The organism is Klebsiella sp. K-3 (assembly GCF_051207495.1).
In the GTDB taxonomy this organism is placed as follows: Bacteria; Pseudomonadota; Gammaproteobacteria; order Enterobacterales; family Enterobacteriaceae; genus Klebsiella; species Klebsiella aerogenes.
Genome location: NZ_JBPNXF010000008.1, coordinates 121,523 through 135,827, shown reverse-complemented (window position 1 = coordinate 135,827; position 14,305 = coordinate 121,523). Strand labels below are relative to the sequence as shown.

Below are 14,305 nucleotides of genomic sequence, written 5' to 3'. Positions count from 1 at the left end.
AAACTGACCAATAAGCCGCTTTCTTTCTGGTATAGCGTCGTGGACAGTCATTCATCTTTGTTCCACCCTCCGGATAGCAAAAACCCCGCCGGAGCGGGGTTTTTACATTAAATAGGTGAAACTGACCGATAAGCCGGGTTCTGTCGTGGACAGTCATTCATCTAGGCCAGCAATCGCTCACTGGCTCAAGCAGCCTACCCGGGTTCAGTACGGGCCGTACCTTATGAACCCCTATTTGGCCTTGCTCCGGGTGGAGTTTACCGTGCCGCGGACTGTTACCAGCCGCGCGGTGCGCTCTTACCGCACCCTTTCACCCTTACCTGATCCCACTTGCGCGGGCCATCGGCGGTTTGCTCTCTGTTGCACTGGTCGTGGGCTGTGACACCCCCCAGGCGTTACCTGGCACCTTGCCCTATGGAGCCCGGACTTTCCTCCCCTCCGCCCGTCTCCCCCTAAGAGGACGACGACGAAGCGGCGACTGTCTGGTCAGCTTCGGCGCGAAGTATAGAGGGTTCGCGCGCCTTTGTCACCCCGCACAGCGCATTCCGCTCGCCAGCCTCGCGGCAATCATGGCTTTTACCCTTCCCTCGCCGGCAGAAAGGCTTTGTTTATAAGAGTCTGGGACGAAGAAAATGTTCGTGGTGATGTAGCCTGACGGCGCTGCGAAAAGTAAGCATAACAGGGCGCAGGCACGCGCCCATCTTGTTAGCGAGTGACTTCCACTTTCGCCAGTTTTTCGTAGTAACACGCCAGAGCGCTATGGTCAGCGGTGCCCAGGCCATCCGCCCGCAGCGCCTGCATCATCTCCATCACCGCCGCCGTCAGCGGTAGCTGGGCGCCGACGCCGTGAGAAGTATCCAGCGCATTGGCCAGATCTTTAATATGTAGATCGATGCGGAAGCCCGGCTTGAAGTTGCGATCCATCACCATCGGCGCTTTAGCGTCGAGTACTGTGCTGCCCGCCAGGCCGCCGCGAATCGCCTGATACACCAGGTCCGGGTTAACACCGGCTTTGGTGGCCAGGGTTAACGCTTCCGACATTGCCGCGATGTTCAGCGCCACAATCACCTGGTTGGCCAACTTGGTGACGTTGCCTGCGCCAATATCGCCGGTATGCACCACGGATCCCGCCATCGCTTTCATCAGGTCGTAGTATTTATCGAAAATCGCCTTGTCACCGCCAACCATCACCGACAGGGTGCCGTCGATCGCTTTGGGTTCGCCGCCGCTTACCGGCGCGTCCAGCATATCGATGCCTTTGGCCTTCAGCGCTTCACTGATTTCGCGGCTCGCCAGCGGCGCGATGGAGCTCATATCGATCACCACGGTGCCTGGTTTCGCGCCTTCGATAATGCCGTTTTCACCCAGCGCAACGTCTTTCACGTGCGGAGAGTTTGGCAGCATGGTAATAATGACATCGCACTGCTCAGCAATGGCCTTCGCCGTGCTCGCGGTCTCTGCGCCCGCGGCAATCACGTCAGCAATAGCTTCAGGGTTACGGTCGGATACCACCAGCGAATAACCCGCCTTCAGCAAATTTTTGCTCATCGGCTTGCCCATGATGCCAAGGCCAATAAAACCCACTTTGATTGTCATAATATTCTCTCTTAATCCTGGTGATTATTTTTTAAAAGAATCAGCAAGTTTCTGGGTTGCTGAACGGAAGACGCCTAAATCGCTACCGACGGCGACGAAGGTCGCGCCCCACTCCAGATAGCGACGCGCATCGGCTTCTACCGGTGCAAGAATGCCGCTCGGCTTACCGTGTTTCTTCGCGCTGGAGAAAATATGCTGGATAGCACGCTGAACCTCAGGATGGGCGGCGTTACCCAGATGGCCCAACGCCGCAGCAAGATCGCTCGGACCGACGAACAGGCCATCAACGCCATCGGTCGCAGCGATAGCATCAACGTTATCCACCCCGGTCTGGCTCTCAATCTGTACCAGAATGGAGATATTCTTGTTGGACTGAGCGAAGTAGTCCGGCACGGTGCCGAACATATTGCCGCGATGAGAAACCGAAACACCGCGGATCCCTTCCGGCGGATAGCGGGTTGATGCCACCGCCTGCGCCGCCTGTTCAGCGGTTTCGACAAACGGCACCAGGAAGTTATAGAAACCGATGTCCAGCATGCGCTTGATGATAATCGGTTCATTGGTCGGCACGCGCACAACCGGCGCGCTGTGGCTGCCCTTCAACGCCATCAGTTGCGGGATAAGCGTGGTCACATCATTCGGCGCATGCTCCGCGTCAAGCACCAGCCAGTCGAAACCAGCAAGTCCTAATACCTCGGTGCTAATCGGATTCGCCAGGGCGCACCAGCAGCCAATTTGTACCTGGTGAGCCGCCAACGCGGCTTTGAACTTGTTTGGGAAAATTGCGTTATCCATGATTTTTACCTTGGGTTAATCGTTGCTTACTTCTGCTGCTCTATACGTTTCATCTCGCCAATCACCAATATAATTAGCAGAGTTAAATAGCGGGCTGGTACTCCTTTTCTGTGGCCCAATGCAGAATCATTTAAATATTCATCTGACACAGAACACCTTTTATTATTTTCAGCGAGCTATTTATTTTAAGCTATCTATTCACATATCAGATTCCTCAAAAACATGGCTCAGTATAATCAGCCCTCCGCCACCAGACACTATGCATAATCACAATATAAATGCCTAAATAATCATTTTAGTTATGCAAATGCCATAGGCCATGGGCGCTAATCCACAGTTCTCAGGATTACTCATCTATGTGTCATGGCCGGCGCGGCAAGGAGTGACGTAGATCACATCCTAACGCGATAACTCCTGACATTCTTTATTTCATCATTCTGCTAAGCAGAAATTTAATTAGCGTTTTATTTTATTATTAGCACCGGTTTGGAGAGCACTGGACAATGGCTGACATTGAAATTCGACAACAGTCGCCGACGGCGTTTTATATAAAAGTACACCCTACTGATAATGTGGCAATTATTGTTAACGATCGCGGTTTAACCGCCGGAACGCGTTTTCCGGATGGCCTGACCCTCGTTGAACATATCCCGCAAGGCCATAAAGTCGCTCTTGTCGATATTCCTGCCCATGGTGAAATCATCCGCTATGGCGAAGTGATTGGCTTCGCCGTTCGCGATATACCAAAGGGAAGCTGGATTGATGAGTCGTTGGTCGAACTGCCGACCGCCCCACCGCTGAACACCCTACCGCTGGCGACTAAAGTCCCCGAGCCGCTGCCGCCGCTGGAAGGATACACCTTTGAAGGGTATCGCAATGCCGATGGCAGCGTGGGAACCAAGAATTTGCTGGGGATCAGCACCAGCGTGCACTGCGTCGCCGGTGTGGTGGATTATGTGGTCAAGATCATCGAACGCGATCTGCTGCCGAAATACCCCAATGTCGATGGCGTGGTGGGATTAAACCACCTCTACGGCTGCGGCGTGGCGATTAACGCCCCGGCGGCCATCGTGCCGATTCGCACCATCCACAATATCGCGCTGAACCCCAACTTTGGCGGCGAGGTAATGGTGATTGGTCTTGGCTGTGAAAAGCTGCAGCCGGAACGTCTGCTGCAGGGAACCGAAGACGTGCAGCCGATCGCCGTCGATAGCGCAAGCGTAGTGCGCTTGCAGGATGAACAACATGTCGGTTTTAAATCGATGGTCGATGATATTCTGCAGGTTGCCGAGCGCCACCTGGCGAAGCTGAACGCCCGCCAGCGTGAAACCTGCCCGGCTTCGGAATTAGTGGTCGGTATGCAGTGCGGCGGCAGCGACGCCTTCTCCGGCGTGACCGCCAACCCGGCTGTGGGCTATGCCTCCGACCTGCTGGTGCGCTGCGGCGCGACGGTGATGTTCTCGGAAGTGACCGAGGTACGCGATGCTATTCATCTGTTAACCCCGCGAGCCATCAACGAAGAAGTTGGCAAGCGCCTGCTGGAAGAGATGGCCTGGTATGATAACTATCTGGAGCTGGGGAAAACCGACCGCAGCGCCAACCCGTCACCGGGCAATAAGAAAGGCGGTCTGGCGAACGTAGTGGAAAAAGCATTGGGTTCGATTGCCAAATCAGGCAAAAGCGCCATCGTCGAAGTCCTTTCGCCGGGTCAGCGCCCGACGAAACGCGGGCTTATCTATGCGGCGACGCCGGCCAGCGATTTTGTCTGCGGCACTCAACAGGTGGCTTCCGGCATTACCGTTCAGGTGTTCACCACCGGGCGCGGCACCCCTTACGGGCTGATGGCGGTCCCGGTGATTAAAATGGCGACCCGTACCGAGCTTGCCAACCGCTGGTATGACTTAATGGACATCAATGCCGGTACCATCGCAACCGGCGAAGAGACGATTGAGGATGTCGGGCTGAAACTGTTCGAGTTCATTCTCGACGTCGCCAGCGGACGTAAGAAAACCTTCTCCGATCAATGGGGTCTGCATAACCAGCTGGCGGTGTTTAACCCGGCGCCGGTGACGTGATATGCCCCCGTCCAACTATAATAATAAGCCCGGAAAATCCGGGCTTATTATTAGTTGTGTTGCGCTGCCAAAAAGTTTTTGATTTGCGCCTGCGTCGAAGTGCCTTCCATGGGGCCACGCTGACCGATCGCCAGTGAACCGCTGGCGTTTGCCCATTTCAGCGCTTCCTGCGGCGAGGCGCCGCTGAGGAACAGGCTAACGAAGGTCGCGCCGAAGCAGTCGCCTGCGCCAGTCGGATCGACAACCGGCACGTTAAAACCGGCGACGTGGTGTGTTTCAGCGGCGCTAAAGTAGCTCGCGCCACGCGGGCCGCGTTTAATCACCACGTGTTTAACACCGCGTTTCAGCAGCTTATCAACCAGCACCTGCTCATTTCGCCCCGGATTCAGGCCAAAGTAGTCCAGTTCACCGTCGCTTGGTAGAAAGATATCGGTGTAATCGAGAATGTATTCAAACGCCTGCGACATCTCGGGAATATTCAGCATCTCTTTGCGAATATTAGGATCGAACGACACCGTGCCGTTGCGCGCTTTAATGTTTTCAATCGCTTTACGCATCGCATCGATAATGCGAAATGAGAACAGCGATGACCCCATAATGTGGAAGTGCTGGCACTGGTTAAGCAGCCCCTCGTCGATGTGGTCCGCAGTCAGCAGACCACAGGCGCTGTTAGGCATATTAAAAATAAAATCGCGCTGCGCCTGGCTACGATAGCTGACGAACGCGCTGCCGGTTGTCGCTTTATGCAGCATGGCAATGCCGTTAACGTTAACGCCATCTTTCTCCAGCCGCGCAATATTCATTTCGCCAAATGCGTCGCTACCGACACAGCTAAACAGCACGGAGCCAAAACCCAGTTTCGCCACCTGATCGGCGAAAATTGCCGGCGCGCCGCTGGGATAGGGGCCCCAAAATTCACCGGGGCGGGAAAATCCCTGATTTTCTTCCTTGGCGAGAAATTCCACCAGCAGCTCGCCGATGGTGCAAATGGTTACGTTCATCACCGCTCCTGGTTTGTCTTCTGCAAAGCCGTGTTGAGCCATGTCAGGCATTCATTGTTGGTGTAGCTGTTAGTTAAACCCGCGGCGAGGAAACGGGCATGATATTCCGCGGCGACAACCTGCGGCGTCACCACGCTACTCATTTGCTGAAGTTCGCCGATGGCATAGCGTTTTTCACCATAGACCGGACGGGAAGCAACAACCGCGATAACCCGCTCGCTCTGCGCCACGACTTCGCTCAGCAGACGAGCGCTAGTTTCGTTGCGTACGCTCAGGGTGCCGTCTTCAGCGACGTGATCAACCGCAATCAGCGCGCGTGATGGCCGATAATGGCCTAACGCTTTCAGCGCCAAATCACCTTCGACTATCCGCCCGTTGCCGCCAAGCACGCCGCCGAGCAGCACCGTTTCCCCATTCAGGAACTCCTGCGCCAGCGCAACGTGGGCCAGATCGTTAAGCAGCAGGCAAAGTTCCTCACTGTTAGCCAGAAACGGGATCACTTTACGCAAAATGGAACCCTGGCCTAAAAATAGCGTTTCGCTATCTTCAATTTGCACCGCCACCTGACGCGCCATTTCCGTTTCCAGCGCTTTGTCCGTCACCTGTGGAGCGTCGCGAACCGTAGCGACCGGCGTGCCGGCCTGAGCCGTGTAAATCGCCCCGCCGAATGAACGCTTCAGATACCCCTGCTGCTCCAGATAGTTAAGATCGTTACGGATTGTCACTCCGGAAACAGCCAGCATTTCAGCCAGATCGTCGACTTTAATCTCGCCGTTCTTACGAACGATCTCCGCGATGTCCAAGCGCCTTTTCAGCAGGCTGGTTGACGGTTTTGCCACGGGTTATGCCTTTTTATTTTCTCCTGGAATAACTTTCATTTTTAAATTTCCCCATCTTAATGTCAAACCACGCCAGTTAGTCCCGTGAAGAAAAATTAATAAAGATAATAAAATTCAAATAGATAACAACATGATATCGCTTCATTGGAATTTTAAAAAAGAAACATAAAAAAGATTATTAACTTTCATTTTAAAAATCAATTCTCCATTGTGTGCGATGGATCACACCTAAACGCGGAAACGATCGTTACATTACTTTCAAATTGAAGGTTAAAATAAAAATATAACTTACAAGTTGAAAATAGAGGATTTAGAATGTACATCATTTCCAGTAAAAACATGCTGTTAAAGGCCCAGCGTCATGGTTACGCGGTCCCCGCTTTCAATATCCACAATCTTGAAACCATGCAGGTAGTGGTGGAAACGGCAGCAGAGCTGCGCTCGCCGCTGATCCTTGCCGGCACGCCGGGAACCTACAGCTATGCCGGCACCGGCAATGTGGTGGCGATCGCCCGCGATCTGGCGAAAATATGGGATCTCCCGCTCGCCCTGCACCTCGATCATCACGAGGATCTGGTCGACATCACGCACAAAGTTCAGGCGGGCATTCGCTCAGTCATGATCGATGGATCTCATTCACCGTTCGAAGAAAACGTAGCGCTGGTGAAAAGCGTGGTGGAATTAAGTCATCGCTACGATGCCAGCGTGGAAGCCGAGCTGGGCCGACTGGGGGGCGTGGAAGACGATCTGGTGGTTGATGCCAAAGATGCGCTCTATACCAACCCGGAACAGGCCCGTGAATTCGTCGCCCGTACCGGTATTGATTCGCTGGCCGTCGCCATCGGCACCGCGCACGGGCTCTACACCGCCGAACCGAAACTTGATTTTGACCGCCTGGCCGCCATCCGCGACTGCGTTGACGTTCCGCTGGTACTGCACGGCGCTTCTGGCCTCCCGGATAGCGATATTCGCCGCGCCATTTCTCTGGGCGTCTGCAAAGTCAACGTCGCCACCGAACTGAAAATCGCCTTCTCTGATGCGTTGAAAACCTACTTCCTGGAAAATCCGGGCGCCAACGATCCGCGTCACTATATGACGCCGGCGAAAGCGGCAATGAAAGAGGTTGTCCGCAAAGTGATTCACGTTTGTGGCTGCGAAGGGCAACTATAATCCGCGGATCGAAGGAGCAATGTCGTGATCCATACCCTGACACTGAATACCGCGATCGATATGAATATCTTTTGCGATCCGCTTCGGCCTGCGGCCGTCAACCGCACCCGGCAGACGGAATATTGCCCAAATGGCAAAGGGGTGAACGTTTCGCTGGTATTAGATCATTACCGACAGCCCACCCACGTCATGGGTATATTTGGCGGTTTTACTGGCCGCTATATAGTCGAAGAGCTGCGCAGACAGCATATTAAAGTGACTCCGGCATGGGTCGCCGAACCCACCCGTATTAATGTTTTTATTAATGACGGACACGAAGAATATAAGTTAGTAAATCCCGGCTCTCGTATTAATGATGAAGGCAAAGAGCAAATTATTCATCATTTACAGTGCGTCGAACCCGGTGATTATTTGGTAATCAGCGGCAGTTTGCCGCCGGGAATTGAAAGCCGGTTCTATAGCGAAATAATGGCCTTGTGTCAGCAAAAAGGTTGTGAAGTTATTTTAGATATCAGCCACCCGGCGCTGCGGCAGTTGCTCGAGCTACGCCCGCTATTGATTAAACCCAATGACGACGAACTCAAAGAGATCTTCGATCTCGACGTCGGCAGCCCGCAGCAGGTACATGACGCAATGCGCACGCTCCACCAGCTCGGGGCCCGAAACGTGCTGCTCACCCTGGGCGCGCAGGGGCTCTACTTTTCAAACGGCGAGCAACTGTGGTTCTGCTCGGCGCCGAAAATCAAACTGGTTAGCTCGGCCTGCGCCGGCGATGCCGCGCTGGGAGCATTCCTGAGTAAATGGCTTAACGAAGATGATGTCGTTCCCGCTCTGGCGCTGGCCAGCGCCACCGGCGCCGATGTTGCCGCCTCCGCCGGGCTTGGCAAATTAAACCGTACACAAGAATTATTACAACAACTTCAGATCGTCCAATTATAAAGGTCCGATTATGAAAAAGATTATTGCCGTTACCGGCTGCCCTACAGGTATTGCCCATACATTTATGGCTGAAGAAGCCTTAAAGACCGCAGCAAAAAAATTAAACGTTGAGATCAAAGTTGAAACCAACGGCGCTTCCGGGGTAGAGAATGTCATTACACCGGAAGATCTGAAAGATATTTATGGTGTTATTATCGCTGCCGATAAAGATGTTAATGCCGAACGTTTTAATGGTTTGCCTGTCATCGAAGTGCCGGTTAAAGAGGCCATTCATCATCCGGCAGAATTAATTAATAAAGTCGTCAGCGGCCAGGCGCAACGCCGTCAGGGGATCTCCGCCACAGCGGATCCTGCGGAGAAATATGAGCAGGAATCATTCGGCCGACAGATTTATAAACATCTGATGAGCGGTGTTTCCAATATGCTGCCCTTCGTGGTGGCCGGCGGGATCTTAATCGCCATTTCTTTCCTGTGGGGTATCTACTCCGCCGATCCAAATTCAGCGCAGTACAACGTGATTGCCGCCACCCTGATGAAAGTCGGCCAGCAGGCGTTCTCGATCATGGTACCGGTGTTCACGGCCTACATTGCCTGGTCCATTTCCGGCCGTCCGGGGATGGTCGCCGGGTTTGTCGGCGGCCTGCTGGCAAACGCCACCGGCGCCGGGTTCCTCGGCGGGATCATCGCCGGTTTCGCCGCCGGTTACTTTATGCTGCTTATCCGCCGCCTGCTCGACGGCCTGCCGCGTCAGTACGAAGGACTAAAGTCGATCTTTATTATGCCGCTGATTGGCGTACTGGTCATTGGCGTGATGATGGTGCTACTTGGCCAACCGGTGGCGGCGATCAACAACGGCATGATGAACTGGCTTAGCTCTCTGCAAGAAGCCAATCCCATTCTGCTGGGGATTGTGGTCGGGGCAATGTGTTCATTCGACTTCGGCGGCCCGGTCAATAAAGCGGCCTACGTCACCGGAACGCTCTTGCTAGGACAGGGAAACTATTTCTTTATGGCCGGCGTCTCCGCTGCCTGCATTACCCCGCCGCTGGTGATTGCGCTGGCAACCACGTTCTTCCCGAAAGGCTTTAGCGAAGAAGAACGCGCCGCCGGGATGGTGAACTATATCCTCGGCTGCACGCACATCACCGAAGGCGCGATTCCCTTTGCCGCTAAGGATCCGCTACGGGTGATCCCGATGATGATGATCGCCTCTTCAATCTCGGCCGTCCTCAGCTACAGCCTACATATTCAGGTCCCGGCGCCGCACGGCGGCTTCTTGATCCTACCGCTGGTCAGCAAACCGCTGGTGTGGGTGCTGTGCATTCTTACCGGCTCCGCCTGCGGCGCGCTCATGCTGGGATGCTGGCGGTTGTGGCAAAAACGCACTCAGGAAGCGACGGCGCTTGCCGGCGCCATTAAATAAGGAGCGAACTATGCAGCTGACTTCCGCAGACATTCATTTCGACCATCAGGTCAAAACGAAAGATGAAGCGCTACAGCGCGTCGTCGGTTCCCTGACCGCAGCCGGGCATACACAGATGGCCTATCTGGAGGGAATGCGCGAACGCGAGGGGCAAATCAGTACCTATCTGGGCAACGGCATCGCCATTCCTCACGGCACGCCGCAAAGCCGCGATGCGGTGCTAAGAACCGGCGTGAAGGTGCTAGCCTGTCCGCAGGGGGTGGACTGGGGCGAAGGGCAAACCGCCTATTTGATTGTTGGTATCGCCGCACAGGACAACGAACATCTCGATATCTTACGCCAGCTCACTCATGCGCTAGGCGACGATCGGGTGCCCGCCGCGCTGTCACGGGCCGATACTCCGCAGGCGGTGCTGGAGATACTTGCCGGCGATATCGCGCCGGCGCAAGGCGAAGAACCGGAACCGCCGCCGCGCTTTGATGAAGAGGCAATCTTTACGCTGCGCAATCCGCACGGCCTGCATGCCCGGCCCAGCGCGGTACTGGTGAAAGCCGTCAAGCAGTGGCAGTCGCAAATCCAGGTCGAAAACCTGGATACTCGATCGTCAATTGTCGATGCCAAAAATCTGATGCGCGTCGTATCGCTTGGCGCCAAACAGGGTCATCGTCTGCACTTTATGGCCAGCGGCAGCGATGCGCATCAGGCGCTGAAAGCAATTGGCGACGCCTTTAACGCCGGGCTCGGCGAGATCGCCGCCCAACCGCAGCAGGTCTCTCAGGCGGCAGAAAAAAGCAAACGCAGCTGGCTGTCCCGGTTATTCAGTTAATTTTCAATTAATTAAAAACGCTCTGCCGTGTTGGTCAGGGCGTTTTTTTTGCCAGTAAGACACCCTGTTCAACGCTTGCACAGCAATTTATCGATACAGATCACAATTCAAAACAAAGACATTTGCGACCAAAACAAAACATAACGAATATATTCGAAAGAAAACGGAGGTTGTAAATGAAAGATATTATCTCTCGCCATAAATCCGGCGAACACATCGGCATCTGCTCAGTTTGTTCAGCCCATCCGCTGGTTATCGAAGCGGCGTTACGTTTCGATCTGCCGACCAACAACAAAGTGCTGATTGAAGCAACATCAAACCAGGTCAACCAGTTTGGCGGCTATACCGGTATGCAGCCGGCCGATTTCCGCGACTTCGTCTACAACATCGCCCACACCGTCGGTTTCCCGGCAGAACGCATTATTCTTGGCGGCGACCATTTGGGCCCAAACTGCTGGCAAGACGAACCTTCTGCCGATGCGATGAAAAAATCCATCGACCTTATCAAAGCCTATGTCGCCGCAGGTTTTAGTAAGATCCACCTGGATGCATCAATGTCCTGCGCCGATGACCCGATACCGTTGAACCCAAGCGTGGTGGCAGAGCGCGCCGCCCGCCTCTGTCAGGCTGCTGAAGAGACCGCCAGCGATGAACAAAAGCGCCAGTTGACCTACGTTATCGGAACAGAAGTACCGGTTCCCGGCGGCGAAGCCAGCACCATCGGCAGCGTACATGTCACCCGGGCGCAGGATGCCGCCGCCACCCTCGAAACCCATGAAGCGGCGTTCCGCAAGCTGGGGCTCGACGCCGCGCTGAAGCGCGTCATCGCCATCGTCGTGCAGCCGGGCGTGGAGTTCGACCACACGCAAATCATCCATTACCAACCGCAGGAAGCGAAAGCGCTGTCCGCGTGGATCGAAAATACCCCGATGGTGTACGAAGCCCACTCCACCGACTACCAATCCCGCCAGGCCTACCGCGCGCTGGTCCGCGACCACTTCGCCATTCTGAAAGTCGGCCCGGCGCTCACCTTTGCCCTGCGCGAAGCCATTTTCGCTCTCGCACAGATGGAAAATGAGCTCATCGCGCCCGAGTCCCGTAGCCGGGTGATGGAAGTGATCGACGAAGTGATGCTCAACGAACCGGGCTACTGGAAAAAATACTATCGCCCGACCTGGAGTCAGGCGATGGTCGATATCCACTTTAGCCTTTCCGACCGTATCCGTTACTACTGGCCGCATCCGCGTATTCGGCAGAGCGTTGAGAAACTTATCGCGAACCTGACCGACGCTAAGCTGCCGCTGGGGCTTATCAGCCAATATATGCCGGTGCAGTTTGAACGACTGTCGCTGAATGAACTGAACGCCGTGCCGCACGAGCTCATCCTCGACAAAATCCAGGATGTTCTGCGCGCCTACCGCTACGGCTGTTCTTCTGAAACCGCGTGAAATAAAGAGGATCTATGAGTCAATTGTTTGTTCGTACCGGCATTCATTTCAGCTCCAGCCAGCAGGCGCTGGAGCATATTGGCGCGGAGATGCTGGCGCGAGGTGTTGTGCATGATAGCTATCCGGCAGCCCTGCTCGAACGCGAAGCAACTTTTCCGACCGGCATCGCGCTGGAGCAACACGCCGTGGCCATTCCCCATTGCGAAGCCATGCACGCGAAGTCACCGGCGATTTACCTGATTCGCCCGGACGCGCCGGTCCCTTTTCAGCGCGCTGATGACGATGGCGATATCGACGTTTCGCTTATCATCGCGCTGATTGTTGAAAACCCGGCGGCACAGCTGAAGCTGCTGCGCCGGTTATTTAGTGAGCTACAAAATCCAAACACGCTGGAGGTTCTGCTCTCCGCTTCCGACGAGCAGTTACCGGTGCTGTTCCAGCAATTTATCCTTGAGCCCGAGCTTAGCGCCCAGGCTTCATAACATACTGATAATAAAAGGGGTACCCTATGAAACGCAAAGTAATCGTCGCCTGCGGCGGCGCCGTCGCCACCTCCACGATGGCCGCAGAAGAGATTAAAGAGCTGTGCGCAGACCACAACATTGAGTTGGATCTGGTGCAGTGCCGGGTCAATGAAATCGAAACCTACATGGACGGCGCGGACCTTATCTGCACCACCGCCCGCGTGGACCGCGCCTTCGGCGATATTCCAGTGGTTCACGGCATGCCGTTTGTCTCCGGCGTCGGCATTGAAGCCTTACAGCAGAAAATCCTCGGCATCCTCGCGGAGTAAACGCCATGTTCAGCGAAATCATGCGTTATATCCTCGATCTTGGTCCGACGGTGATGCTGCCGATCGTGATCATTATCTTCTCCAAACTGCTGGGGATGAAGCTCGGGGACTGTTTCAAATCCGGTCTGCACATCGGGATCGGTTTTGTCGGCATCGGCCTGGTTATTGGCCTGATGCTCGACTCCATCGGCCCGGCGGCAAAGGCGATGGCGGAGCATTTCCAGATTAACCTTCACGTGATTGATATCGGCTGGCCGGGGTCATCGCCGATGACCTGGGCGTCGCAAATCGCGCTGGTAGCCATTCCGGTCGCCATCGTGGTCAATATCGTCATGCTGGTCACCCGCATGACCCGCGTGGTGAACGTCGATATCTGGAACATCTGGCATATGACCTTTACCGGCGCGATGCTGCATATCGCGACCGGTTCCTACTGGATAGGGATTCTCGGCGTCGTGGTTCATGCCGCCTTCGTTTACAAACTGGGTGACTGGTTTGCCAGGGATACCCGCGATTTCTTCGGCCTTGATGGCATCGCGATACCGCACGGCAGTTCGGCGTACTTAGGGCCGATTGCGGTGCTCGTCGATACCATCATCGAAAAAGTCCCCGGCCTTAACCGGATACACTTTAGCGCCGATGATATCCAGAAACGCTTCGGCCCCTTCGGCGAACCGGTCACCGTGGGCTTCGTGATGGGGCTGGTGATTGGCGCGCTGGCGGGTTATGACCTGAAAGGCATTCTGCAGTTGGCGGTGAAAACCGCGGCGGTGATGCTGCTGATGCCGCGGGTGATCAAACCCATTATGGATGGCCTCAACCCGATAGCCAAACAGGCGCGTAAACGTCTGCAGGCTAAATTCGGCGGCCAGGAGTTCCTGATTGGTCTCGACCCGGCGCTGCTGCTTGGCCATACCTCGGTGGTATCCGCCAGCCTGATTTTCATCCCGCTGAGCATTCTGATCGCCGTCGTGGTTCCAGGCAACCAGGTCCTGCCGTTCGGCGACCTGGCGACCATTGGTTTCTTCGTGGCGATGGCGGTAGCGGTGCATCAGGGCAACCTGTTCCGCACCCTGATTTCCGGGGTCATCATTATGGGTATCACCCTATGGATCGCAACCCAGACCATCGGCTTACACACGCAGCTGGCGGCAAACGCCGGGGCGTTAAAAGCGGGCGGTATGGTGGCTTCGATGGACCAGGGCGGCTCGCCGATTACCTGGCTGCTAATCCAGCTCTTCACCTGGCAGAACGTGGTCGGCTTCGCAATTATCGGCATCATCTATCTGGCTGGCGTCCTGCTGACCTGGCGTCGCGCCCGCCGCTTCATGGCGGTAGAGAAAGCAGAGAAAAGCGCCGCCGCGCAACAGCATCCAACCGCATCTTAAGCATTAGGGGAG

General features: G+C 55.1%; 12 protein-coding genes, 1 other RNA gene and 1 pseudogene. 9 read left to right on the top strand and 5 right to left on the bottom strand.

The window, feature by feature from the left end; all coding sequences use genetic code 11:
- Window positions 1-113: 113 nt before the first annotated feature.
- The 3 genes and pseudogenes from rnpB to garL form a co-directional block, all read right to left on the bottom strand.
- Window positions 114-494, bottom strand: an RNA gene (gene rnpB / locus ACSEMK_RS14760) — RNase P RNA component class A.
- A gap of 211 nt (window positions 495-705) precedes the next feature.
- Window positions 706-1,596 (bottom strand): 2-hydroxy-3-oxopropionate reductase, encoded by an 891-nt coding sequence (gene garR, locus ACSEMK_RS14755; protein ID WP_045394913.1) that lies wholly within the window; start codon window positions 1,594-1,596, stop codon window positions 706-708.
- Window positions 1,496-2,391 (bottom strand): annotated as a pseudogene (gene garL, locus ACSEMK_RS14750) (2-dehydro-3-deoxyglucarate aldolase). The gene garR and the pseudogene garL overlap by 101 nt, the downstream one beginning before the upstream one ends.
- A gap of 503 nt (window positions 2,392-2,894) precedes the next feature.
- On the opposite strand from garL, the gene garD reads away from it, so the two are divergent.
- Window positions 2,895-4,466: a galactarate dehydratase gene (gene garD / locus ACSEMK_RS14745; RefSeq protein WP_271032071.1), complete on the top strand. Its 1,572-nt coding sequence runs from the start codon at window positions 2,895-2,897 to the stop codon at window positions 4,464-4,466.
- A gap of 50 nt (window positions 4,467-4,516) precedes the next feature.
- Here garD and ACSEMK_RS14740 read toward each other — a convergent pair whose 3' ends face one another.
- Both ACSEMK_RS14740 and ACSEMK_RS14735 read right to left on the bottom strand, forming a co-directional pair.
- Entirely contained in the window at window positions 4,517-5,467 is a 951-nt protein-coding gene (locus ACSEMK_RS14740) for a sugar kinase (protein ID WP_087859903.1), read from the bottom strand.
- Window positions 5,467-6,270: a DeoR/GlpR family DNA-binding transcription regulator gene (locus ACSEMK_RS14735; protein WP_213793705.1), complete on the bottom strand. Its 804-nt coding sequence runs from the start codon at window positions 6,268-6,270 to the stop codon at window positions 5,467-5,469. Before ACSEMK_RS14735 ends, ACSEMK_RS14740 begins: the two co-directional genes overlap by 1 nt.
- 351 nt (window positions 6,271-6,621) lie before the next feature.
- Here ACSEMK_RS14735 and ACSEMK_RS14730 point away from each other — a divergent pair, with 351 nt between their 5' ends.
- The 8 genes from ACSEMK_RS14730 to ACSEMK_RS14695 all read left to right on the top strand — a co-directional run bounded on the left by ACSEMK_RS14730 (window position 6,622) and on the right by ACSEMK_RS14695 (window position 14,293).
- Window positions 6,622-7,476 carry a tagatose bisphosphate family class II aldolase gene (locus ACSEMK_RS14730; protein ID WP_087859905.1) on the top strand — a complete coding sequence of 285 codons (855 nt, stop codon included), beginning with the start codon at window positions 6,622-6,624 and terminating at the stop codon, window positions 7,474-7,476.
- Window positions 7,477-7,500: 24 nt separating this feature from the next.
- Window positions 7,501-8,415 (top strand): 1-phosphofructokinase, encoded by a 915-nt coding sequence (gene pfkB / locus ACSEMK_RS14725; RefSeq protein WP_430915043.1) that lies wholly within the window; start codon window positions 7,501-7,503, stop codon window positions 8,413-8,415.
- A 10-nt stretch (window positions 8,416-8,425) separates the two neighbouring features.
- Complete coding sequence (locus ACSEMK_RS14720; RefSeq protein ID WP_087859907.1) at window positions 8,426-9,838, top strand: PTS fructose transporter subunit IIC; 1,413 nt, start codon at window positions 8,426-8,428, stop codon at window positions 9,836-9,838.
- 10 nt (window positions 9,839-9,848) lie between these two features.
- Window positions 9,849-10,664, top strand: a complete 816-nt coding sequence (locus tag ACSEMK_RS14715; RefSeq protein ID WP_087859908.1) for an HPr family phosphocarrier protein — start codon at window positions 9,849-9,851, stop codon at window positions 10,662-10,664.
- Window positions 10,665-10,840: 176 nt separating this feature from the next.
- Complete coding sequence (gene gatZ / locus ACSEMK_RS14710; RefSeq protein ID WP_430915041.1) at window positions 10,841-12,112, top strand: tagatose-bisphosphate aldolase subunit GatZ; 1,272 nt, start codon at window positions 10,841-10,843, stop codon at window positions 12,110-12,112.
- A 14-nt stretch (window positions 12,113-12,126) separates the two neighbouring features.
- Complete coding sequence (gene gatA, locus ACSEMK_RS14705; protein WP_087859910.1) at window positions 12,127-12,594, top strand: PTS galactitol transporter subunit IIA; 468 nt, start codon at window positions 12,127-12,129, stop codon at window positions 12,592-12,594.
- 26 nt (window positions 12,595-12,620) lie between these two features.
- The gene (gene gatB / locus ACSEMK_RS14700) at window positions 12,621-12,905 is read left to right on the top strand and encodes a PTS galactitol transporter subunit IIB (RefSeq protein WP_020077852.1); all 285 of its coding nucleotides are present in this window, start codon (window positions 12,621-12,623) and stop codon (window positions 12,903-12,905) included.
- A gap of 5 nt (window positions 12,906-12,910) precedes the next feature.
- A complete protein-coding gene (locus tag ACSEMK_RS14695; protein WP_113373128.1) occupies window positions 12,911-14,293 on the top strand; it encodes a PTS galactitol transporter subunit IIC in 1,383 nt (460 codons plus the stop codon).
- The last annotated feature ends 12 nt before the right edge of the window (window positions 14,294-14,305 follow it).

What these genes read in the sequence shown, in the direction of transcription:
- garR (WP_045394913.1), bottom strand. Translation starts at nt 1,596, where the DNA reads ATGACAATCAAAGTGGGTTTTATTGGCCTTGGCATCATGGGCAAGCCG.
- garD (WP_271032071.1), top strand. Translation starts at nt 2,895, where the DNA reads ATGGCTGACATTGAAATTCGACAACAGTCGCCGACGGCGTTTTATATA.
- ACSEMK_RS14740 (WP_087859903.1), bottom strand. Translation starts at nt 5,467, where the DNA reads ATGAACGTAACCATTTGCACCATCGGCGAGCTGCTGGTGGAATTTCTC.
- ACSEMK_RS14730 (WP_087859905.1), top strand. Translation starts at nt 6,622, where the DNA reads ATGTACATCATTTCCAGTAAAAACATGCTGTTAAAGGCCCAGCGTCAT.
- ACSEMK_RS14720 (WP_087859907.1), top strand. Translation starts at nt 8,426, where the DNA reads ATGAAAAAGATTATTGCCGTTACCGGCTGCCCTACAGGTATTGCCCAT.
- ACSEMK_RS14715 (WP_087859908.1), top strand. Translation starts at nt 9,849, where the DNA reads ATGCAGCTGACTTCCGCAGACATTCATTTCGACCATCAGGTCAAAACG.
- gatZ (WP_430915041.1), top strand. Translation starts at nt 10,841, where the DNA reads ATGAAAGATATTATCTCTCGCCATAAATCCGGCGAACACATCGGCATC.
- gatA (WP_087859910.1), top strand. Translation starts at nt 12,127, where the DNA reads ATGAGTCAATTGTTTGTTCGTACCGGCATTCATTTCAGCTCCAGCCAG.
- gatB (WP_020077852.1), top strand. Translation starts at nt 12,621, where the DNA reads ATGAAACGCAAAGTAATCGTCGCCTGCGGCGGCGCCGTCGCCACCTCC.
- ACSEMK_RS14695 (WP_113373128.1), top strand. Translation starts at nt 12,911, where the DNA reads ATGTTCAGCGAAATCATGCGTTATATCCTCGATCTTGGTCCGACGGTG.